The sequence below is a fragment of the Mycobacterium sp. 852014-52144_SCH5372336 genome (assembly GCF_001665615.1).
Taxonomy (GTDB): Bacteria; Actinomycetota; Actinomycetes; order Mycobacteriales; family Mycobacteriaceae; genus Mycobacterium; species Mycobacterium neumannii_A.
Map to the genome: position 1 here is coordinate 45102 of NZ_LZSW01000043.1, position 21458 is coordinate 66559.

The 21458-nt window shown below is 66.7% G+C and carries 21 protein-coding genes; 15 read left to right on the forward strand and 6 right to left on the reverse strand.

The genetic code is table 11. The features are described from left to right. Positions 1-4 precede the first annotated feature (4 nt). Positions 5-1231 (forward strand): mannose-6-phosphate isomerase, class I, encoded by a 1227-nt coding sequence (manA, locus tag A5759_RS09725; RefSeq protein ID WP_066849016.1) that lies wholly within the window; start codon positions 5-7, stop codon positions 1229-1231. A gap of 3 nt (positions 1232-1234) precedes the next feature. Here manA and A5759_RS09730 read toward each other — a convergent pair whose 3' ends face one another. Beyond that, positions 1235-2185: a DUF808 domain-containing protein gene (locus A5759_RS09730; protein WP_068196752.1), complete on the reverse strand. Its 951-nt coding sequence runs from the start codon at positions 2183-2185 to the stop codon at positions 1235-1237. A gap of 43 nt (positions 2186-2228) precedes the next feature. Continuing rightward, positions 2229-3599: an NAD(P)/FAD-dependent oxidoreductase gene (locus A5759_RS09735; protein ID WP_068196759.1), complete on the reverse strand. Its 1371-nt coding sequence runs from the start codon at positions 3597-3599 to the stop codon at positions 2229-2231. 54 nt (positions 3600-3653) lie between these two features. Here A5759_RS09735 and A5759_RS09740 point away from each other — a divergent pair, with 54 nt between their 5' ends. The 6 genes from A5759_RS09740 (at position 3654) to ahcY (ending at position 9194) form a co-directional block, all read left to right on the forward strand. After that, positions 3654-5120: an amino acid permease gene (locus tag A5759_RS09740; protein WP_068196762.1), complete on the forward strand. Its 1467-nt coding sequence runs from the start codon at positions 3654-3656 to the stop codon at positions 5118-5120. Between the two features lie 193 nt (positions 5121-5313). After that, positions 5314-6534, forward strand: a complete 1221-nt coding sequence (locus tag A5759_RS09745) for an alkane 1-monooxygenase (protein WP_068196765.1) — start codon at positions 5314-5316, stop codon at positions 6532-6534. Then, on the forward strand, positions 6531-6692 hold the full coding sequence (locus A5759_RS09750) for a rubredoxin (RefSeq protein WP_064394753.1): 162 nt from the start codon (positions 6531-6533) through the stop codon (positions 6690-6692). The genes A5759_RS09745 and A5759_RS09750 overlap by 4 nt, the downstream gene beginning before the upstream one ends. A 28-nt stretch (positions 6693-6720) precedes the next feature. Continuing rightward, a complete protein-coding gene (locus tag A5759_RS09755) occupies positions 6721-6900 on the forward strand; it encodes a rubredoxin (protein WP_064394752.1) in 180 nt (59 codons plus the stop codon). A gap of 50 nt (positions 6901-6950) precedes the next feature. Next, positions 6951-7601, forward strand: coding sequence for a TetR family transcriptional regulator (locus A5759_RS09760; protein ID WP_068196773.1), 651 nt, complete (start codon positions 6951-6953; stop codon positions 7599-7601). Positions 7602-7736: 135 nt separating this feature from the next. Next, entirely contained in the window at positions 7737-9194 is a 1458-nt protein-coding gene (gene ahcY, locus A5759_RS09765) for an adenosylhomocysteinase (RefSeq protein WP_064426922.1), read from the forward strand. Positions 9195-9274: 80 nt separating this feature from the next. On the opposite strand, the gene A5759_RS09770 is transcribed toward ahcY, so the two are convergent. Beyond that, a complete protein-coding gene (locus A5759_RS09770) occupies positions 9275-9619 on the reverse strand; it encodes a heme-binding protein (RefSeq protein ID WP_068196776.1) in 345 nt (114 codons plus the stop codon). 111 nt (positions 9620-9730) lie between these two features. After that, on the reverse strand, positions 9731-10417 hold the full coding sequence (locus tag A5759_RS09775) for a DUF899 domain-containing protein (protein WP_068197102.1): 687 nt from the start codon (positions 10415-10417) through the stop codon (positions 9731-9733). Between the two features lie 143 nt (positions 10418-10560). On the opposite strand from A5759_RS09775, the gene A5759_RS09780 reads away from it, so the two are divergent. Further along, complete coding sequence (locus tag A5759_RS09780) at positions 10561-11871, forward strand: lipase family protein (RefSeq protein ID WP_369816183.1); 1311 nt, start codon at positions 10561-10563, stop codon at positions 11869-11871. A 15-nt stretch (positions 11872-11886) separates the two neighbouring features. On the opposite strand, the gene A5759_RS09785 is transcribed toward A5759_RS09780, so the two are convergent. Next, a complete protein-coding gene (locus A5759_RS09785) occupies positions 11887-12513 on the reverse strand; it encodes a trimeric intracellular cation channel family protein (protein ID WP_068196781.1) in 627 nt (208 codons plus the stop codon). A 305-nt stretch (positions 12514-12818) separates the two neighbouring features. Here A5759_RS09785 and A5759_RS09790 point away from each other — a divergent pair, with 305 nt between their 5' ends. The 7 genes from A5759_RS09790 (at position 12819) to A5759_RS09820 (ending at position 20133) form a co-directional block, all read left to right on the forward strand. After that, positions 12819-14156, forward strand: coding sequence for a DUF2254 domain-containing protein (locus A5759_RS09790; RefSeq protein ID WP_082962069.1), 1338 nt, complete (start codon positions 12819-12821; stop codon positions 14154-14156). A gap of 39 nt (positions 14157-14195) precedes the next feature. Beyond that, positions 14196-14828: a dTMP kinase gene (locus tag A5759_RS09795; RefSeq protein ID WP_068196784.1), complete on the forward strand. Its 633-nt coding sequence runs from the start codon at positions 14196-14198 to the stop codon at positions 14826-14828. Between the two features lie 79 nt (positions 14829-14907). After that, positions 14908-15594 carry a two-component system response regulator MtrA gene (mtrA, locus tag A5759_RS09800; RefSeq protein WP_064345844.1) on the forward strand — a complete coding sequence of 229 codons (687 nt, stop codon included), beginning with the start codon at positions 14908-14910 and terminating at the stop codon, positions 15592-15594. 73 nt (positions 15595-15667) lie between these two features. Then, positions 15668-17314: an MtrAB system histidine kinase MtrB gene (gene mtrB, locus A5759_RS09805; RefSeq protein ID WP_068196787.1), complete on the forward strand. Its 1647-nt coding sequence runs from the start codon at positions 15668-15670 to the stop codon at positions 17312-17314. 2 nt (positions 17315-17316) lie between these two features. After that, complete coding sequence (gene lpqB, locus A5759_RS09810; RefSeq protein ID WP_197506013.1) at positions 17317-19068, forward strand: MtrAB system accessory lipoprotein LpqB; 1752 nt, start codon at positions 17317-17319, stop codon at positions 19066-19068. A 76-nt stretch (positions 19069-19144) separates the two neighbouring features. Beyond that, positions 19145-19702, forward strand: a complete 558-nt coding sequence (locus tag A5759_RS09815) for a DUF6529 family protein (RefSeq protein ID WP_068196793.1) — start codon at positions 19145-19147, stop codon at positions 19700-19702. A gap of 14 nt (positions 19703-19716) precedes the next feature. Next, on the forward strand, positions 19717-20133 hold the full coding sequence (locus A5759_RS09820) for a ubiquinol-cytochrome c reductase iron-sulfur subunit (protein WP_066848971.1): 417 nt from the start codon (positions 19717-19719) through the stop codon (positions 20131-20133). A 4-nt stretch (positions 20134-20137) separates the two neighbouring features. Here A5759_RS09820 and A5759_RS09825 read toward each other — a convergent pair whose 3' ends face one another. After that, positions 20138-21445, reverse strand: a complete 1308-nt coding sequence (locus tag A5759_RS09825; RefSeq protein ID WP_068197106.1) for a DUF2252 domain-containing protein — start codon at positions 21443-21445, stop codon at positions 20138-20140. Positions 21446-21458: the final 13 nt, after the last annotated feature.

Sequence of the window (21458 nt, forward strand, 5' to 3'; positions counted from 1 at the left end):
CCAAGTGCACTTGCTACGCGGAGCGGTGCGGACCTATGCCTGGGGTTCGCGCACGGACATTGCCGAGTTCACTGGAAAGCCCAGTCCCACAGCACATCCCGAAGCCGAGCTGTGGTTCGGCGCCCATCCCGGTGACCCGGCCATGTTGGAGACCGAAGCCGGTGAGCTTTCGCTACTGGATGCGCTGCGTGACGATCCCGAGGGGCAGTTGGGCGCGGCGGTCTGCGCGCGCTTCGGCGAGGCGCTGCCGTTTCTGGTCAAGGTGCTGGCCGCTGACGAGCCGCTCTCGCTGCAGGCGCATCCCAGCGCCGAGCAGGCGGTCGAGGGCTATGAACGGGAGAACAGGCTCGGCATCCCGGTCTCGGCACCCAACCGCAACTACCGCGACCCCAGCCACAAGCCCGAATTGATCGTCGCCGTGCGGCCGTTCGAGGCGCTCGCCGGTTTCCGGCCGGTGGCCCGGACCATCGAGTTGATGCGTGCGCTCGAGGTCAGCGATCTCGATCCGTTCGTCAACCTGCTCTCCGGTCAACCGGACGGTGACGGACTGCGCGCGCTGTTCACGACCTGGATCACCGCGCCGCAACCCGATGTCGACGTCTTGGTGCCCGCGGTGATCGACGGGGCCATCCACTACGTGTGTTCGGGCAGAGACGAATTCGCGGCCGAGGCCAAGACGGTGCTCGAACTCGGCGAACGGTATCCCGGTGACGCCGGTGTGCTGGCGTCCCTGTTGCTGAACCGCATCACCCTGAGTCCCGGCGAAGGCATCTACCTGCCCGCGGGTAACCTGCACACCTATCTCAGCGGTGTCGGTGTCGAGGTGATGGCCAACTCCGACAACGTGTTACGCGGTGGGCTGACACCCAAGCACGTCGATGTCCCCGAGTTGTTGCGGGTGCTCGACTTCACGCCCGCCGAGGACGTGGTGGTCCGGCCCGAAAACGTCGAAGACGGCATCGAATGGGTGTACCGCACACCGGCTCAGGAGTTTTCGCTGTCGGTGCTCGACATCGACGCCGACAGGCTCGGTTACGAAATCGACGCGCCCACCCGGCACGACGGTCCGCAGCTGTTGCTGTGCGCCGAGGGCTCGACGGTGGTGCACGCCAAGGGTGGCACCGTCACGCTGACCCGGGGATCCGCGGCGTGGGTGCCCGCCGACGAGGGGCCGATCCGGCTGGCGGCCACCGAACCGACGAAGCTGTTCCGCGCGACGGTCGGCATCTAACGCTCAGTGCGCCGCGTCCTCCTTGGGGCGGCGGCCGAACGGCAACACATGCACCACCGCGACGACGATCGCGCCGACCACCAGGCCGATGACCGCCGACGCGGCCGTGTTGACCAGCCACGCCAACACGCCGCCGACGCCGCTCACGGCATCGCGGACGATCTCCTCGAGGTGGTGCACGAAGCCGTACGGCAGGTGCCAGCCCAACTCGTCGGTTCCCAGCAGCAGGATATGGCCGCCGACCCACAGCATCGCGACCGTGCCGATGAGTGACAGCGCCGCAAGCAGTTTCGGCATCCCGGCCACCAGGCCGCGGCCGATCTTCTGCGCGAACGTCGAACTGCGTTGAGCCAGTCGCAGCCCGATGTCGTCCATCTTCACGATGCCGGCGACGACGCCGTACACCGCGATCGTGATCACGATCGCCACGACGATCAGGATGATCAGCCGCGGCCAGAAGGACTGATCGGCCACTTCGTTCAGCGCGATCACCATGATCTCCGCCGACAGGATGAAATCGGTGCGGATGGCGCCCGTCACCATGTACTTCTCGGCGTCCTCACCCACCTCCGCGACGGGGGCGGCGTGGTGGTCGTGGCCCCGTATACGCCCCCACACCTTCTCGGCGCCCTCGTAGCACAGATACGTCGCGCCGAGCATCAGCAGCGGCGTCAGCAGCCATGGCAGGAACTGGCTGAGCAACAGCGCGGCGGGAAGGATGAACAGCAGCTTGTTGCGCAGGGAACCGATCGCGATGCGCTTGATGATCGGCAGTTCGCGCTCTGCGGCCAGCCCGTGAACGTACTGCGGCGTCACGGCGGTGTCGTCGATGACGACGCCCGCCGCCTTGGCGGTCGCGCGTCCCGCGGCCGCCCCGATGTCGTCGACCGATGCGGCGGCCAACCGTGCCAGCACCGCGACGTCGTCGAGAAGCCCGAACAGTCCCGCGCTCATCGCGTCTCCGTCATGGCCACGAAATTACCCGCTTGCGCGAGGTTCACGCCGATTGAGGCACCCTGACCGCTTGTTTGCCCGCCCGCTTCTCGGCCAGCCACAGCCGCAGGTTGTGCCGGATGGTGCGGCCCACCAGTCGCGGCGACGGCACCATGTAGAGGCTGTCGAGCAGGCTGAACCGGCGTAGAAACCACTCGGCGAGAACGGGATCGGTCTCCGCGGCGCCGAGGAACTGATCGAACAGCCCGCCGACCGGCTTGTACCACCACTTCGACTCGCCGGTCGCATTGTGCAGCGAAAGATCGCCGATGGCCGTCATCACCCAGACTGGCCACGTCGTCTTGGCGGTCGCCTTCGCGAGCCGACCGGCCAGGTCCGGATCCCCGGATGCCAGCACGGATCGCAGGTTGCCGGCCTGGATCGCCGTCATGGTCATACCCTGGCCGAATGTCGGGTTGAAGCTGACCACGGCGTCGCCGAACGGGATGATGCCCGCCGGGAAGCGTTCCAGGCTGTCGTAGCGGCGCCACCGACTCGTCGGATACCGGTGAAACGCCGTCTCGCCCAGCGGGGTGGCCTGGCGCAGCGCGGACGACACGTGCGGTGGCAGGATCTCGTCGGCCAGGTCGAGGATCTGCTCGACAGTCTGTGGTGGCGGCACCTTGCCCACACCGAAGGCTGTGACGTTCCAGTTGCCGTCCTCGTAGAACAGCATGCCGATGCCGAGCGGTTGTTCTCGCGAAGCACCTGCGACCACGACCTTCTCGGCCAGTAGGCCCTCGGGGACGTGGAACTGGTGGCTGGCGTAGGCGATGCCGACGTCGACCGTTTCCTCGGCCGGCCGCGAGTAACCCCACTTCTCCAGCCACGCGGGCAGGCGGGTGCCTCGGCCGGCGGCGTCGACCACCAGATCGGCGTCGACGATCTGACCCGAATCGAGCAGCACACCGGTCACCCGCTCCCGCGCGGCGTCGTAGACGGGTTCGACGACGCCGGCGTGTACGAAGTCGACGTTGTCGATGTCCTTCACCCGCTTGCGGATCTGCCATTCGAGTTGCGGCCTGCTGGGCACGTAGGCGGTGAACTCGTCGCGCAACCGGTGTGCGGTGCCGAGCACGTGGCCGGCCGCGCCGAAGTGGATGCAGTCGGGCCGGTTCTCCAGGATCGGCACCCCGTCGGCCACCATGTCGGCGAGCAGGCCGGGGAAGTGGCTTTCGAACTCCTCGGCGCCGCGGGCCATCAGCAGATGCACGTGGCGGCCTTGCGGCACGGCCGCGCGGTTGGCGGGATCGTCGGGCAGGTCGTCGCGTTCGTAGATGGTGATCCGATCGCTGACGTCCGAGAGGACCCGGGCCGCGCACATGCCCGCGAGACTGCCCCCGATCACGGCCACGTGTTTATAACTCCGCCCCATTGGGTGCACGGTACTCGGTAGATTGCCGAAACGGACCCAACGGGAGGACGTGCGATGGCTCGGCGGACGAAGTCGGTGGAGCAGTCGATCGCGGACACCGATGACCCGGACACCCGGTTACGCAAGGACCTGAACTGGTGGGACCTCACAGTGTTCGGGGTGTCCGTGGTGATCGGGGCGGGCATCTTCACGATCACCGCCTCGACCGCCGGTAACATCACCGGGCCGGCGATCTCGATCTCGTTCGTCCTCGCCGCGATCGCCTGCGGGTTGGCCGCGCTGTGCTATGCGGAGTTCGCCTCCACGGTTCCGGTCGCGGGCAGCGCCTACACGTTCTCCTACGCGACATTCGGCGAGTTCATCGCCTGGATTATCGGCTGGGACCTGATCCTCGAGTTCGCGGTCGCGTCGGCGGTGGTCGCGAAGGGATGGTCGAGTTACCTCGGCGAGGTGTTCGAGTTCGGCGGCGGGACAGCGGATCTCGGTGTGGTGCAATTGGATTGGGGCGCACTGCTGATCATCGCCTTCGTCACCACCATCCTGGCCTTGGGGACGAAGCTCTCCGCCGGCGTCAGCCTGGCGATCACCGTGATCAAGGTGGCCGTGGTGCTTCTGGTCGTCGCCGTCGGGGCGTTCTACATCAAGGCGGCCAACTATTCGCCCTTCGTGCCGCCGGCCGAACCCGGGGAAGGCGGACGGGGGACCGACCAATCGCTGCTCTCGCTGATCACCGGCGCCGAGGGCAGCAGCTACGGGTGGTACGGCTTGTTGGCCGGCGCCTCCATCGTGTTCTTCGCGTTCATCGGGTTCGACGTCGTGGCCACCACTGCGGAGGAGACCAAAAACCCGCAGCGCGACGTCTCCCGCGGCATCCTGGCTTCGCTCGGGATCGTCACGGTGCTCTACGTCGCGGTGGCCCTGGTGTTGACCGGCATGGTGCACTACACCGAACTGCGCGAGGCGGGGGAGAAAGCCAACCTCGCAACGGCATTCAGCGCCAACGGGATCGACTGGGCGGCAAAGGTGATCTCGATCGGTGCGCTCGCGGGTCTGACGACAGTGGTGATCGTGCTGGTGCTCGGCCAGACGCGGGTGTTCTTCGCGATGTCGCGCGACGGCTTGATTCCGCGTGGGCTCGCCAAAACCGGACGTCACGGCACGCCGGTGCGCATCACGCTGATCGTCGGCGTGCTGGTGGCCATCACCGCGTCGGTGTTCCCGATCGGCAAGCTCGAGGAGATGGTCAACATCGGGACGCTGTTCGCGTTCGTGCTGGTGTCCGCGGGCGTGATCGTGCTTCGACGCTCCCGGCCCGACTTGGAGCGTGGCTTCCGGGTGCCCGGCGTGCCGTGGTTACCGATCGCCTCGATCGTGGCGTGCGTGTGGTTGATGCTGAACCTCACCGCGCTGACGTGGATCCGCTTCCTGATCTGGATGGCGATCGGTGTCGTCATCTACTTCCTCTACGGCCGCCGTCACTCGGTGCTCGGCCGCCGCGAAAGCCAGACACTCTCGGCGTAGCCCGCCACACCTGCGCGAGCGCGCAACCCGTGTACGAAATCGCGGGGGCCCAAACCGTACAAGGTTGGCCGCTCGCGCGGTCATCGCACATCGGAACTACTTTACAAACAATACTCTTGTGTCTAGACAACAGACAAATTACGGCTTATAGTCAACTTCAAGACGTGACGGCACTCACTCCAGGAGGCGGGCAATGACCACCCAGACGACACCGGAACCTGACATCGCACAGTGGCGGGACAGGAAGCGCTACCTGTGGCTGATGGGCTTGATCGCGCCGACGGCACTGTTCGTCATGCTGCCGCTGGTCTGGGCGTTCAACCAGTGGGGCTGGCACGCCGCCGCGCAGGTGCCGTTCTGGATCGGGCCGATCCTGCTCTACATCCTGCTGCCTGCGCTGGATCTGAAGTTCGGGCCGGACGGGCAGAACCCGCCCGACGAGGTGATGGAGCGGTTGGAGAACGACAAGTACTACCGCTACTGCACCTACGCCTACATCCCGTTCCAGTACGCCAGCGTGATCGTCGGCGCCTATCTGTTCACCGCGTCGGATCTGAGTTGGCTCGGCTTCGACGGGGGACTGGGCTGGCCTGCCAAGATCGGCCTGGCGCTGTCCGTCGGCCTGCTCGGCGGAGTCGGCATCAACACCGCCCACGAGATGGGGCACAAGAAGGACTCGCTGGAACGGTGGCTGGCCAAGATCACGCTGGCGCAGACCTGCTACGGCCACTTCTACATCGAGCACAACCGCGGACACCACGTCCGCGTCGCGACCCCCGAGGACCCCGCATCGGCCCGTTTTGGTGAGACGTTCTGGGAGTTCCTGCCGCGCAGCGTCTTCGGATCACTGAGGTCGGCGTGGGAGCTGGAGGCCAAGCGGCTCGAGCGCGCAGGCAAGAGCAAGTGGCACTGGTCCAACGACGTCCTCAACGCCTGGGCGATGTCGGCGGTGTTCTACGGCGCGCTGATCGCGGTCTTCGGCTGGGCCTTTATTCCCTACATCGTCATCTCGGCGGTGTTCGGCTTCACGCTGCTCGAGACGGTCAACTATCTCGAGCACTACGGGCTGCTGCGTCAGAAACTCGAGTCCGGCCGTTACGAGCGCTGCGCGCCGGCGCACAGCTGGAATTCCGATCACATCGTGACCAACCTGTTCCTGTATCACCTGCAGCGCCACAGCGATCACCACGCCAACCCGACCCGGCGCTACCAGACGCTGCGCAGCATGGAGGGCGCGCCGAACCTGCCGAGCGGCTACGCGTCGATGATCGCGCTGACGTACTTCCCGCCGCTGTGGCGCAAGGTGATGGATCATCGGGTGCTCGACCACTACGACGGCGACATCGCGCGGGTCAACATCCACCCTCGCGTGCGTGACAAGGCGGTGGCCCGGTACGCGGGGACGGTCCAGTGACCGCCTACCGCTGCCCAGGTTGTGACTACGTCTACGACGAGGCCAAAGGCGCTCCGCGGGAGGGCTTTTCACCCGGCACACCATTCAGCGAGATTCCCGACGACTGGTGCTGCCCCGACTGCGCCGTGCGGGAGAAGGTCGACTTCGAACCGGTATGACCCCCAACCCGAGAAAAGGAACAACAAGATGGATTACAAACTGTTCGTCTGCGTGCAGTGCGGATTCGAGTACGACGAGGAGAAGGGCTGGCCCGAGGACGGGATCGCCCCGGGCACACGGTGGGACGACATCCCCGATGACTGGAGTTGCCCGGACTGCGGCGCGGCCAAGTCCGACTTCGAGATGGTCGAGGTCGCGCGTCCGTGACGACTGCCTGGGCGAGCGAAGCGACGGGGGAAGGGAATAAGGTCGCGCGTGTGAACAGCCCGCGCCGGACCGCGCAGCGCATCCCGTACGCCGAAGCGTCGAGGGTGCTGCTGCGCGATTCCATTCTGGACGGCATGCGCGAACTGCTGCTCACCCGCGACTGGTCGGCCATCACCCTGGCCGACGTCGCCAAGGCGGCAGGCATCAGCAGGCAGACCATCTACAACGAGTTCGGCTCGCGCCAGGGGCTGGCGCAGGCATACGCGATGCGCCTGGCCGACCGGCTCGTCGACCAGATCGACGACGCCATCGCGGGCAACGCCGGCGACGTCTTCGCCGCGTTCAGCCAGGGCTTCCGCGACTTCTTCGCCGAGTCGGCAGCCGACCCGCTGGTGATCTCGTTGCTGACCGGCGAGGCCAAGCCCGATCTGCTGCAGCTCATCACCACCGACAGCGGTCCGATCATCATCCACTGCAGTCGGCGGCTGACGCAGACGTTCGTCGACAGCTGGGTGAAGACCAGCGAAGAGGACGCCGGAGTGCTGGCCAGGGCCATCGTCCGGCTCGCGATGAGCTACGTCTCGATGCCGCCGGAAGCAGACCCCAGCGCATCGCCGGCCCGGGGCCACGACGTGGCCCGTGACCTGGCCCGATTGATGACGCCCTTCGCCGAACGCTACGGTGTTATCGATATTCCTTAGCTGTCAGAGCGCCACGGCCGGTTTCACCGCACAAGCGCCTGTCCCGCGAGCCCGCAGGCTATGGATGTCTACATGGATGTCGCCGTGCGCACATCTGTGCGCTCATAGGCAATGACGAATGAAAAGGGGCTCTACATGACTGAGCTGAAGGCCGACTCCCGCAACGGGATCGACTACAAGGTCGCCGACCTGTCACTGGCCGACTTCGGCCGCAAGGAGATCCGCCTGGCCGAGCATGAGATGCCCGGTCTGATGGCGCTGCGCGAGGAGTACCACGACGTGCAGCCGCTCAAGGGCGCGCGGATCTCGGGCTCGCTCCACATGACCGTGCAGACGGCGGTGCTGATCGAGACGCTGACGGCGCTGGGCGCCGACGTCCGCTGGGCGTCGTGCAACATCTTCTCCACCCAGGATCACGCCGCCGCGGCCGTCGTCGTCGGCCCCCACGGCACGCCGGAGGAGCCGAAGGGCACCCCGGTGTTCGCGTGGAAGGGCGAGACGCTCGAGGAGTACTGGTGGGCCGCCGAGCAGATGCTCACCTGGGAAGGCGAGCCGGCGAACATGATCCTCGACGACGGCGGCGACGCCACGATGATGGTGCTGCGCGGCGCACAGTACGAGAAGCAGGGTGTGGTCCCGCCCGCCGAAGACGACGATCCGGCGGAGTGGAAGGTCTTCCTCGGGGTGCTGCGCGAGCGCTTCGAGACCGACAAGACGAAGTGGACGAAGATCGCAGAGTCGGTCAAGGGCGTCACCGAGGAGACGACGACCGGCGTGCTGCGCCTCTACCAGTTCGAGGCCGTCGGTGAGCTGCCGTTCCCGGCGATCAACGTCAACGACTCGGTCACCAAGAGCAAGTTCGACAACAAGTACGGCACCCGGCACTCGCTGATCGACGGCATCAACCGCGGCACGGACGTGCTGATCGGCGGCAAGAAGGTGCTGATCTGCGGCTACGGCGACGTCGGCAAGGGCTGCGCGGAGTCGCTGGCAGGCCAGGGCGCGCGGGTGTCGGTCACCGAGATCGATCCGATCAACGCGCTGCAGGCGCTGATGGACGGCTTCGACGTGGTCACCGTCGAGCAGGCCATCGGCGAGGCCGACATCGTCATCACCTCGACGGGCAACAAGGACATCATCACGCTCGATCACATGCGCGCGATGAAGGACCAGGCGATCCTGGGCAACATCGGCCACTTCGACAACGAGATCGACATGGCCGCCCTCGAGCGCTCGGGCGCCAAGAAGCTCAACATCAAGCCGCAGGTCGACCAGTGGATCTTCGACAACGGCAAGTCGATCGTGGTGCTGTCCGAGGGCCGGCTGCTCAACCTGGGTAACGCGACCGGCCACCCGTCGTTCGTGATGAGCAACAGCTTCTCCAACCAGGTCATCGCCCAGATCGAGCTGTGGACCAAGAACGACGAGTACGACAACGCGGTCTACCGGTTGGCCAAGCACCTCGACGAGAAGGTCGCCAAGATCCACGTCGAGGCACTCGGCGGTCAGCTGACCAAGCTCACCAAGGAGCAGGCCGAGTACATCGGTGTCGACGTCGAGGGCCCGTACAAGCCCGAGCACTACCGCTACTGATCGTCACCCGAAGGTCCCCCGGCACATCCGCGTGCCGGGGGCTTTCGTTCTCGGGGCCCCAGACGGTTGTGCTGCAGTGGTTAGGGTGTCGGGTCCACACCTTTGCAGTGGTTCTTCAGATCCATCAGCGGCTGCCGGATACCCGCTATCTCGGCGTTCTCCTGCGGATGGCTGGCCATGTATCCCTTCACCTGCTCGGCCACCCCCTCACGCGACATGCCTCTGAGGCTGCTCATGAAGCCGTTGAGGTCAGGATGGGTGAATAAGTAGGCCGACGTTGACGCGTCGACCCCGGCGCGGACGCCTTCGAGATCGGCGCTGGTGCAGTTCGCCGGCTCGGCGTTGGCCAACGGGGACAAGCCGAGCAGCGCGGCGCCGGCCACGACGGCCAACGAGAGCGGGTACGCCCTACGGGTTCCGAACATCGGACGAGCTCCTTCGATCAGGGTGTGACTGCCAGTGTGGAACCGGGCGATGGCTGATGCGCTGCCTCCCAAGCAGGTTCACAGGAGGCATGCAGCAACCCCCAAGCGGCGCTACGCCTGATATTCATCGCGCTTGCGCGGCCAGTCGGAGAAGTCCTCGCCGCGGCCTTTGGGCGCGCGGTCCAACAGCTGCCAGGTGGCGTTGAGCGCTTCGGTGCCGCGATCGTAGGTCGAGTAGGTGTGGTAGACGACGCCGTCCTCCAGCGCGAAACAGCTCAGCGCCATCAGCTCCATCACGTCGAGCATGCTGCCGCTGCCCGACCCGAAGTCGCGGCGCGGCGTCGGGACGTGCATGTAGCTGAAGAAGTCGGCGTCGAAGTCGGTGTCGCCGGAGGACACCCACTCGATCTCCCAGCCCATCCGCTGCTTGTAGGCGGTCAACACCGGCAACGGCGAACGCGACGACAGGATGAACGTGACGTCGCGCCGGGCCAGGTGAGCCACCGCGCCGACCAGGTTGTCGGTTTCGAAGGTGCATCCCGGGCAACCCTCCGGTGTCTTCGGCCCGTGCATGAAGTGCCGCACGATCAACTGTGATCTGCCGTCGAACAGCTCGGCGAGCGTGCGACGCCCCGCGGTGGTGTCGAACTCGTACGGCTTGTCCACGCGCACCCACGGCAGCGCCTGCCGCTCCTGCGCCAGCTCGGTGGCCCTGTGGGTCAGCTCCTTCTCCTTGGCCAGCTGCCGCTCGTAGGCCGTTCTCCACTGTTCACGCGTTCCGACCGCATGAGTCGTCATTCCCAGCGCCTCCTCGTCACGAAAGGGGTTCGGGTAAGCAGACTTGCACCGGCGCGCGAACTCATCGCTCGACTGCGACGACACGACACCGTTGAGCCGGAAACACGCCTCATAGAATGAGTTTCGTTGCTAACGTCCGACCGGTGCGTCGCATCGTCGAAATCGCGATTGCCCTCATCCTCTTTTCCCTCGGTGTCTCGGCGCCCGCGGCGGCCGACGACCCGACCATTGACGATCACCATCCCTATTTCAACGAGGACGAGTACCAGGCGTTCTACACGCCGCCGGATCCGCTGCCGCCGGGCAAGCCCGGCGATCTGGTCCGCACGGAGCCGTCGCGCCTGGTGCTCGAACCGTCCGGCGAACTCGGCATGATCATGGCCGACGGCACGCGGATCATGTACCGCAGCAACGACGCTCGAGGAAACCCGAACGTCGTCACCGGCACGTACTTCGAACCGCACGCGCCGTGGCCGTTCGGCGGGCCGCGCCCGCTGATCGTGTACGGTCCTGGCACCCAGGGCCAGGGCGACCAGTGCGCGCCGTCGCGGCAGTTCAATCAGGGCATCCACTGGTCGCCGTACCTCGACCTGGCGTTCAACTACGAGGAGTTGTTCGTCGCGACGATGGTCGCGCGCGGTTTCGCGATCGTCATGACCGACTACGAGGGTCTTGGCACCCCGGGGCTGCACACCTACGCGAACCGGGTGTCGCAGGGCCACGCGATGCTCGACGCGGCGCGCGCCGCCAAGAACCTACCCGTAACCTCGCTGGTTCCCGACGGCCCGCTGGCATTTTGGGGTTACTCACAGGGCGGTGGTGCGGCGGCGTCCGCCGCGGAGATGGCCGAGTCGTACGCCCCCGAACTCAACGTGGTCGGCTCATACGCCGGGGCGCCGCCCGCCGATCTCAAGGCGCTGTTCCCGTTCATCGACGGCAGCATGCTGATCGGGGCAGTGGGTTATGCGCTGAACGGGGTGATGACGGCTTATCCCGAACACGAGGCGGCGATCAGGGCCACGCTGACACCGCGCGGCGCCGACATGCTCTTCAAAGTGCAGGACCAGTGTGTCGCAGAGACGCTGACGAAGTTCATGTTCCGGCACCTGCAGCCGTACTTCAATCAGGACATCTTCGAACTCGTCGAGCAGGAGCCGTTCAAGTCGCTGTTCGACGAGCAGAAGCTGGGCCGCATGAAACCCAATGCGCCCGTACTCATCAACGCCAACCGGTACGACCCGCTGGTCCCGTGGGCGCCGGCGATGCAGATGGGTCGCGACTGGTGCGCTCAGGGCGCAGACGTCGAGGCGCGCACCAACGAACAACCGCCGTTCCTCAACAAGGCGATGGTCAACCACGGCCTGCCCATGCTGGTCGACGGTGAACCCGCCATGCAGTGGATCGCGGACCGATTCAAGGGTGTGCCGACAGCGTCTAACTGCGGGCGGTTCTGACTGGGCCAGTGGGCCTCAACGTTGCCAAGGGGGACGGGGCGCGTGGAGATCGAACTGCACGCCCACGATGCGGATCACGAAGCACACCCCCGCGGCACTCAGCGTCGCCGCGATGCTCTGGACGCCGAGCCCGTGGAGGATCGCCGCGCAGGCCGCGCCGGTCATCGCCGGTATCGCATAGAGCTCGCTGCGGAACACCGTGGGCACCTGCCCGATCGCTACATCGCGGATGGTCCCTCCGCCCACGGCGGTGATGGTGCCGACGATGACCGCCTGAAGGACGCCGAACTCGAGGTTCAGCGCCTTATAGGCGGCGAGCACCGCGAACACGCTCAGCCCCACGGCATCGGCGATGGTGATGGGCATCGTGAACCGCTCGAGCGCAGGACTCAGGGCGAACGCGATGACGCCGCCGCCCGCTGCCACGGCCAGATAACGCCAGTCCACGAAGGTCGCAGGCGGAAGTGAATCGAGAAGGATGTCGCGGATGACGCCACCGCCCAGGCCGGTGAGCATGCCAACGGTGACGACGCCGAAGATGTCCAGACGCGTTGCGCGCAGTGAGACGAGGGCGCCGTTGAGAGCAAACGCTAACGTGCCGATGAGGTCAAGCACCAGCAGCAGAGGCGTTTCGGTTGACATTGCTTGGTGTATACCCGAGGCCATGCCCGGCTCGCAGGATGCTGTCGGCGCGGTCCTAGTGGGCTGCCCCGGGTGCCGGACTGGCAGGAGGCGCTCCACACCGGCAGCCGGAACTCCAGGTAGGCGAAGGCATTCTGTTACACCGGGAGAACCATGACGACCCTCACCATCCGTCCTTCGGTCGGAGGCGGCGCGACGCCGCCGAGTCGCGTCGCTCTCCAACCACTCTGCCCATGGGAGCGCAGCAAGGGCGCAGCTGTCCCAGGCAAATGGCATGGCGCACAACACATCAGGTGCACGACGGTATGATGCGTCCCTTCAGCGGACCGTCGGCCCTGCGCTTCGCCACCGCCCGTTACCACTTCCGCGAAAGCCTCTTCGCGCTGCCCGCGCTGGTCCTGGTGGGCGGCATCGCCTTAGCGGAGGTGACGGCCTATCTCGACGACGTCATCGGCGTGGACACTTCGCTGCCGTTGACACTCGAGATGAACAGCAATGCGGCGACGTGGTTACTGAGCACCGTCGCGGGCGCCACCATCACGACCGCCGGGGTGGTCTTTTCGCTTACGGTGGTCAGCCTGCAGCTGGCCAGCAGCCAGTTCTCCCCCCGGGTGATGCGGTCGTTCATCCGGGACCGGCTCAGCCAGTCGGTGATAGGCCTGCTGGTGGGCACCTTCGTGTTCTGTGTGCTGACCCTTCGCCATATCAGCGGGGACCCGATGTCGAATGCGCCGCGGGTGTCGATGACGGCGGCGGTCGTGCTGGCGGTGGTGACGGTGCTGTTGATCATCGCCTACCTCAATCGGCTGGCCTATGGCCTCCAGGTGGGGGAGGTGGTGCGCACCATCGCCGCGGAGGCCGACACTGTCATCGACGAGCAGGCGCGGCAGACGCGTATGGAGACACCGGCCCCGCACCCGCCGGCACCGGGTACGGGCGAGCACCTCACGGTCCATGCGGGCAGCGACGGCTGGGTCACCCAGTCGGCGAGCAGATACATCCTCGCCGCCGTCCCGCCCGCGACCGTCGTGCGATTGGAGACCCGCACCGGCGCCTACATCCATCAGGGTGAGGTACTGATGACCTTGTGGCCGAAGCCGGCCGATCCTGACCGCGTCGAGCGCAAGCTGATGTCGACGGTGGAGGTGGCCGACATCCGCACCATGCAGCAAGACGTCGACTTCGGGATCCGCCAACTGGTCGACATCGCCCTGCGTGCGCTCAGCCCCGCCATCAACGACCCGACCACCGCGGCCGACGTGATGCTGCGCCTCGGCAGCATGATGCGCAAACTGCTGACGGCGGACATGCCGCCGCCGGCGGTGTGCGGACCTGACGACAGGATCCTTCTTCGCCCGTGGGATCTGTCGCACGAGGAGTACGTCGCGCACGCGTTCGACCAAATTCGCCAGAGCTCGGTGGGCCAGCCGAACGTCGTCGCCACCGTGCTGCGCGTGCTGCGCATGCTCATCGCGCATGCGCACAATGAGCATTGTGAGGAGTACGTGCCCGCGCTGCGCCGCCAGATCGAGCTGTTGATGGACGCCATGGCCGGCCAATCCGGCCTTCACCCCGCCGACCTCGAACGCCTCCGGGCGATCTCTCGGGAGACGGCCCCTGATCCGGCCGAACACGACGTCTGATGGCGCCGGCGGCGACTGGGCATCGCTAGTCTCACAGCCGTGCTGATGGTCATCGAAGGGGTCGACGGCGCGGGTAAGCGCACGTTGACCAACGGACTTCGAACGGCGTTCGAAGCCGAGGGCAGGACGGTGACGAGCCTGGCGTTTCCGCGCTACGGCCAGTCGGTGGAGGCCGACGTGGCCGCCGAGGCGCTGCACGGATCCCACGGTGACCTCGCCGACTCCGTGTACGCGATGGCGGTGTTGTTCGCGCTCGACCGTGCCCGCGCCCGAGCCGAGATCGAACGCCTGCAGGACGCCTACGACATCGTCATCCTGGACCGCTATGTCGCGTCCAACGCCGCCTACAGCGCCGCGCGCCTTCGCCAGGACGCCGACGGCGAGGTCGTCGAGTGGGTGCGCGCCCTGGAGTACGAGCGCCTCGCGCTTCCGCGGCCGCACGCACAGGTGCTGCTGGCCGTGCCCATAGAACTGGCCGCCCAGCGCGCCGAGCAGCGCGCCAACACCGAAGTGGACCGGGCCAAAGACGCCTACGAGCGCGACGGCGGGCTGCAGCAACGCACCTCCGACGTCTACGCCGCACTGGCCGCATCGCAGTGGTGCGGCCGCTGGAAGGTCGCCGGACCCGACGTCGATCCGGTCGCGCTCGCCGCCGAACTGGACGCTCACTAGCCCCGTTCGGCGCCATTCGCCGGTCAAAGCGCGAAACGCGCCGTGTGGTAGCCGGGGTTTATCGCAATTCGGTGACACCATGGTCTCCATGAGGCAAAGGATTCTGGTTGTCGACGATGACCCGTCGCTCGCCGAGATGCTCACCATCGTGCTGCGGGGCGAAGGCTTCGACACCGCCGTCATCGGCGACGGCACCCAAGCGCTGACCGCGGTCCGCGAGCTGCGGCCCGATCTGGTCCTTCTCGACCTGATGCTGCCCGGCATGAACGGCATCGACGTCTGCCGGGTGCTCCGCGCGGATTCCGGCGTGCCGATCGTGATGCTGACGGCCAAGACCGACACCGTCGACGTCGTACTGGGCCTGGAGTCCGGCGCCGACGACTATGTGATGAAGCCGTTCAAGCCCAAAGAGCTCGTCGCCCGCGTGCGGGCCCGCCTGCGGCGCAACGAGGACGAGCCGGCCGAGATGCTGTCGATCGGCGACGTCGACATCGACGTGCCCGCGCACAAGGTCACCCGTCAGGGCGAGCAGATCTCGCTGACCCCGCTGGAGTTCGACCTGTTGGTGGCGTTGGCGCGTAAACCGCGGCAGGTGTTTACTCGTGATGTGCTGCTCGAACAGGTGTGGGGTTATCGACACCCCGCGGACACCCGTTTGGTGAACGTGCATGTCCAACGGTTGCGGGCGAAGGTCGAGAAGGACCCGGAGAACCCGCAGGTGGTGCTCACTGTTCGAGGAGTGGGGTACAAGGCCGGACCCCCGTGACATGCACGGCTGTCGGCCGTGGTCGTGATCCCGACCGCTTGGCGGTCGCCGTGTTGACCGCTCGGCGGGCGCCGTGATCTTCAGCTCCAGACGACGCATCCATCGGCGCTCGGCGCCGCTGGTGCGGGGGCTGGGAGCGCTGGGCCGGGCGTTGAGCTTGGCGTGGCGGCGCTCTCTGCAGCTGCGTGTCGTCTCGTTGACGTTGGGCCTGTCGCTGGCCGTGATCCTGGTGCTCGGGTTCGTGCTGACCAGCCAGATCACCGATCGCATCCTCGAGGTCAAGGTCCGCGCGGCCACCGAGCAGATCGACCGCGCACGCACCACAGTCAGCGGAATCGTCGGCGGTGAGGAAACCCGCTCGCTCGACAGCAGCCTGCAGTTGGCGCGCAACACGCTGATCGATCGCAGCGCTGACGCCGAACCGGGCCTGGCGGGAACCTACGACGCGGTTCTGGTGGTGCCTGGTGACGGGCCGCGTGCGGCGACCGCGGCAGGCCCGGTCCAGCAGGTGCCCAACACGCTGCGGGAGTTCGTCAAGGCCGGCCAGGTCAGCTATCAGTACGCGACCGTGCACACCGACGGCTTCTCCGGGCCCGCGCTGATCGTCGGCAGTCCGACGTCGTCATCGGTGACCAACCTCGAGCTCTATCTGATCTTCCCGCTCAACAACGAGGAGTCCACGATCGCGCTGGTGCGCGGGACGATGGCCACCGGCGGCGTGGTGCTGCTCGGCCTGCTCGCCGCGATCGCCTTGCTGGTGGCGCGCCAGATCGTGCTGCCGGTGCGCTCCGCGTCGCGTATCGCCGAGCGGTTCGCCGAAGGCCACCTCACCGAGCGCATGCCGGTGCGCGGCGAGGACGACATGGCCCGCCTCGCCGTCTCGTTCAACGACATGGCCGAGAGCCTGCACCGCCAGATCACCCAACTCGAGGAGTTCGGCAACCTGCAGCGCCGGTTCACCTCCGACGTCAGCCACGAACTGCGCACCCCGTTGACGACGGTGCGCATGGCCGCCGACCTGATCTACGACCACAGCGAGGATCTCGATCCCGCGCTGCGCCGGTCCACCGAGCTGATGGTCAGCGAGCTCGACCGGTTCGAGACGTTGCTCAACGATCTGTTGGAGATCTCCCGCCACGACGCCGGTGTCGCCGAGCTGTCGGTCGAGTCGCTGGATCTGCGGTCGACGGTGCGAAGCGCGTTGGACAACGTCGGACACCTGGCCCAAGACGCCGACGTCGAACTCGTCGTCGACATGCCCACCGAGGAGGTCATCGCCGAGGTCGACCCGCGGCGCGTGGAGCGCATTCTGCGCAACCTCATCGCCAACGCCATCGACCACGCCGAGCACAAACCTGTCCGCATCCGGATGGCCGCCGACGACGACACCGTCGCCGTCACCGTCCGCGACCATGGGGTGGGACTGCGGCCCGGCGAGGAGAAACTGGTGTTCAGCCGGTTCTGGCGGTCGGACCCCTCGCGGGTGCGTCGTTCCGGCGGCACAGGTCTCGGTTTGGCGATCAGCATCGAGGACGCCCGCCTGCACCAGGGCAGGCTGGAGGCCTGGGGTGAGCCGGGTAACGGCGCCTGCTTCCGTCTCACGCTGCCGCTCGTGCGCGGGCACAAGGTGACCACCAGCCCGCTGCCGCTCAAACCCGTTGGGCCCGAGAATGTGCCGCCGCGCAGCCACGATCGTGAACCCGCGCAGGAGTCCGTGTGAGAATCCTGCTGGCAATCCTGAGCGTGCTGGCGTTGGTTCTCACCGGCTGTGCGGGCGTGCCCAGTTCGTCCTCCCCGCAAGCTATCGGAACCGTCGACCGACCCGCCCCGCCGAGCCTGCCCAAGCCGACTCCGGGCATGGATCCCGACGTGTTGCTGCGCGAATTCCTCAAGGCCACCGCCGATCCCGCGAACCGGCATCTGGCTGCGCGCCAGTTCCTGACCGAATCAGCTTCGCAAGCGTGGGATGACGCGGGCAGCGCGCTGCTGATCGACAACGTGGTGTTCGTCGAGACGCGTGGTCCCGACCGGGTGTCGGTGACCATGCGCGCCGACATCCTCGGATCGCTGTCGGACATGGGTGTGTTCGAAACGGGGGAGGGCGCGCTGCCCGACCCGGGGCCGATCGAACTGGTCAAGACCGCCGACGGTTGGCGCATCGACAAGCTGCCGAACGGCGTCTTCCTGGACTGGCAGCAGTTTCAGGCCACCTATCGACGCAACACCCTGTACTTCGTCGACCCGACCGGCAGCACCGTGGTGCCCGATCCGCGCTATGTCGCGGTGTCCGATCCCGACCAGTTGGCCACCGAACTGGTGAGCAAGCTGATCGCCGGGCCGCGACCGGAGATGGCCAAGACCGTCCGCAATCTCCTCGAACCGCCACTGAAACTGCGCGGCCCGGTCACCCGCGCCGACGGCGGCAAGATGGGCGTCGGCCGGGGCTACGGCGGCGCCAAAATCGATCTGGACAACCTGTCGACCACCGATCCGCACAGCAGGCAACTGCTTGCGGCGCAACTCATCTGGACGCTGTCCCGCGCGGGGGTCAACGGGCCGTACGTGATCAACGCCGACGGCGCCGCCCTCGACGACCGGTTCACCGACGGGTGGGAGACCTCCGACGTGGCGGCCACCGACCCGGGCGCGGCCTCGGGAGTGGCGGCGGGCCTGCACGCGCTGGTGGGCGGTTCGCTGGTCGCGCTCGACGGTCGGCGGGCGCCGCGGGTTCCCGGACAGTTCGGGCAGATGCCGAACCAGACCGCGGCGGCGGTGTCCCGCACGGGCCAGGAGGTGGCGTCGATCGTCACGGTGCGGCCGGACGCACCGGATATGGCGTCGTCGATGTGGGTCGGCGCGCTCGGCGGGGCCGCGTCGCAGGTGTTGGATGCCCGAAGCCTGTCGCGGCCGAGCTGGTCGCTGGACAACGCGGTGTGGGTGGTGATCGACGGCAACAACGTCGTGCGTGTCATCCAGGACGCGTCGGGCCAGCCGGCGCGCATACCGATCGACTCCACGCTGGTGTCGAGCAGGTTTCCCGGCGTGATCACCGAACTGCAGCTGTCGCGCGACGGCACCCGCGCGGCGATGGTGATCGACGGCCGGGTCGTATTGGCCGGTGTCGAACAGACGCCCGGCGGCGGCTACGCGCTGACCTACCCGCGACGCCTGGGCTACGGCCTGGGCAACACCGTGGTGTCGCTGTCATGGCGCACCGGCGACGACATCGTGGTCAGCCGCACCGATCCTGCGCATCCGGTGTCCTACGTCAACCTCGACGGTGTCAACTCCGACGGTCCGAGCCGCAACCTGCTGATGCCGGTCACCACCGTGGCGGCCAACCCGTCGACGGTGTACGTGGCCGATGCCCGTGGGGTCGTGCAACTCTCCGGTTCGGTGGCCGAGGACGATCCGGCGTGGGCCGAGGTGCGTCCGCTGCTGGTGCCCGGCGCCGAACCCGTGCTGCCGGGCTGACAGCCGCTCACCGCGCCGGCAGCCGAAGCGCCCGCCGGCCTCTTTGTGTACGAGCGGAACGGCGTGCGCAGCGGCGATGTCTGATCCCGTCGTCACCCGCAACACCGGCACAGTGGGGATGCTGATCGCCGTCAGCCTCGGCGCAATGGTCGCCGTCGCGCTCGGAGTGTTCGGCAAGATCCATGAGCCGCAATTCTTCTCGATCAACGTGGCGGGGTTCTCCAGCGGCACGGCGGTGAAGTCGTGGCTGGCCACTCTCGCGATTGTGTTGGCGCTGTTCCAACTGTCCTCGGCGTTCGTGATGTATCGGTTGACGCCCGGTGGGCGCGCGCCGACGTGGATAGGAACGGCCCACATATGGTCGGGGCGGTTGGCGGTGTTGGCCACTGTGCCGGTGGCCGTGCACTGCCTCTACGCTCTCGGCTTCGCCGAAACCGACAGCCGGGTGCTGTTTCACTCGCTGTTCGGCTGTTTCTTCTACGGGGTCTTCGTCACCAAGATGATCCTGTTGACGCGCGGCGGGCTTCACGGCTGGGTGCTTCCCGTCGTCGGGGGACTGGTGTTCTTCGGGTTGGTCTACGTCTGGCTCACCTCGGCGCTGTGGTTCTTCCAGACCAGCGGGCTGAGGTTCTGAGGAAAGGAATCGCCATGCGACGCAAACAATTCCTTGCGGGTGCGGGGCTCGGAATCGCTGGTACCGCGTTGGGGGCCTGCAGCACGTACGGCAAGGATCCCGACGCCGCCGAGGAGTCGGCCGTGACGACGACCGGTGGCGCGGTGGTGCCGGTTGCGGTCCTCGCAAACGTCGCCGACGTCCCGGTCGGCGGAGGTGTCATCGTCGACCAGACCGTGGTGACGCAACCGACGGCGGGTGATTTCATGGGATTTTCGGCCACCTGCACTCACGCCGGGTGCACGGTGCGCGACGTCGCAGGCGCCACGATCAACTGCCCCTGCCACGGCAGCAAGTTCCACCTGGACGGCACGGTGGCGAACGGACCGGCAACGCGTCCGTTGGTGTCGAAACCAGTGGCATTGCAAGGCGATTCGATCGTCTTGCGCTGACGGGTCAGGTCGACGTGACCCCCGGGATGCGGCCTTCGCGAAACGCTTCGACGAAATGGCGGTGATCGTCGCGCACGATGCGGGCGTACTGAAGCCCGAACGTCACGAGGTCGGCCGAGAACTCGTCGACATGGTCGCCGATGACCGCGTCGATCGCCTCCTCGGTCTGGAACTCGACCACCTTCTGGTCGCTGTCGGCATCCCCGACGCAATGCACCTTGGCCACCGCCCGCCCCAGCTGCTCGATCACCTCGTCCAATTCGTCCGGTTCGGTCAACTCGCTCCAGTCGAGATCGGCTGCATACGGCGATAACTCGCTCACGACGAACCCGACGCCGTCGATGTCGGTGTAGCCGAGCAGCGGATCGGCATGCGCCTGCAGCGCACGTTGTGACACCGCCGTTCGGTGGCCATGATGCTTGAAATGCCGGCCCAGGCCCGCCTCTTCGACGACACGGCTGGGCGCGGCGATGTTGCCCTGCTTCATCGACAGCACGGCGTCGTTGTCCAGCGCCTGGTTGAATCCCTCGATCAGCACGGTGTAGGTCGGCAGACCCGCGCTGCCGATACCGTGACCCGTCTTGCCGATCACATCCTTGATGTCGTAGGTGATGCCCTGGAACCGTTTGGTTTTGGGGATGGTCTCGAGGTATCGCGCGAACGCGCCCTCGACGTTGTCGCGTTCGGCATCCTCGAGTCGGCGTACGCCCGCGGCGTCCCGGAAGCGTCGGTCCCAGTCGTCGACCACGGTGAGACGATCCAACATCTCGGCCCTCGTCGACAATCGCGCACTCTGCAACGCGGACAGCACGGCGCCGCGTGCGGTGTCGAGATTCAAGGAGAAGCCCGTGTCGTCGTCGGCCTGCAGGAACCACCGCACCTGATCGACGTAGGCGTGCGCGAAAGTGTTTATCAGCCCGCTGATCTCGTGGTCCGACAGCGCCTTCTGCCAACACATCAGCGCGACGCTGGCCGCGAACCGCTGCAGGTCCCAGGTGAAGTGACCGATGTAGGCCTCGTCGAAGTCGTTGACGTCGAAGATCAGCGTGCCTTCGCCGTCCATATAGGTGCCGAAGTTCTCGGTGTGCAGATCGCCCTGGATCCACACCCGGCTGGTGCGCTCGTCGGCCCAGCGGTCCTCGCGCGCGGCGACGTCGCCGTAGAAGACGCACGCGCTGCCGCGGAAGAAGGCGAAGGGCTCGGCCGCCATCTTGCGGAACTTGGTCCGGAACGCATCTGGATCGGCCTTCATCAGATCGGCGAACGCACTCACCAGGCAATCGACGATCCACGACTCCCGTTGGTCCTGCATGCCCACGGAGTAC

What these genes read in the sequence shown, in the direction of transcription:
- A5759_RS09730 (WP_068196752.1), bottom strand. Translation starts at nt 2,185, where the DNA reads ATGAGCGCGGGACTGTTCGGGCTTCTCGACGACGTCGCGGTGCTGGCA.
- A5759_RS09735 (WP_068196759.1), bottom strand. Translation starts at nt 3,599, where the DNA reads ATGGGGCGGAGTTATAAACACGTGGCCGTGATCGGGGGCAGTCTCGCG.
- A5759_RS09740 (WP_068196762.1), top strand. Translation starts at nt 3,654, where the DNA reads ATGGCTCGGCGGACGAAGTCGGTGGAGCAGTCGATCGCGGACACCGAT.
- A5759_RS09745 (WP_068196765.1), top strand. Translation starts at nt 5,314, where the DNA reads ATGACCACCCAGACGACACCGGAACCTGACATCGCACAGTGGCGGGAC.
- A5759_RS09755 (WP_064394752.1), top strand. Translation starts at nt 6,721, where the DNA reads ATGGATTACAAACTGTTCGTCTGCGTGCAGTGCGGATTCGAGTACGAC.
- ahcY (WP_064426922.1), top strand. Translation starts at nt 7,737, where the DNA reads ATGACTGAGCTGAAGGCCGACTCCCGCAACGGGATCGACTACAAGGTC.
- A5759_RS09770 (WP_068196776.1), bottom strand. Translation starts at nt 9,619, where the DNA reads ATGTTCGGAACCCGTAGGGCGTACCCGCTCTCGTTGGCCGTCGTGGCC.
- A5759_RS09775 (WP_068197102.1), bottom strand. Translation starts at nt 10,417, where the DNA reads ATGACGACTCATGCGGTCGGAACGCGTGAACAGTGGAGAACGGCCTAC.
- A5759_RS09785 (WP_068196781.1), bottom strand. Translation starts at nt 12,513, where the DNA reads ATGTCAACCGAAACGCCTCTGCTGCTGGTGCTTGACCTCATCGGCACG.
- A5759_RS09790 (WP_082962069.1), top strand. Translation starts at nt 12,819, where the DNA reads ATGATGCGTCCCTTCAGCGGACCGTCGGCCCTGCGCTTCGCCACCGCC.
- mtrA (WP_064345844.1), top strand. Translation starts at nt 14,908, where the DNA reads ATGGTCTCCATGAGGCAAAGGATTCTGGTTGTCGACGATGACCCGTCG.
- A5759_RS09815 (WP_068196793.1), top strand. Translation starts at nt 19,145, where the DNA reads ATGTCTGATCCCGTCGTCACCCGCAACACCGGCACAGTGGGGATGCTG.
- A5759_RS09820 (WP_066848971.1), top strand. Translation starts at nt 19,717, where the DNA reads ATGCGACGCAAACAATTCCTTGCGGGTGCGGGGCTCGGAATCGCTGGT.
- A5759_RS09825 (WP_068197106.1), bottom strand. Translation starts at nt 21,445, where the DNA reads ATGCAGGACCAACGGGAGTCGTGGATCGTCGATTGCCTGGTGAGTGCG.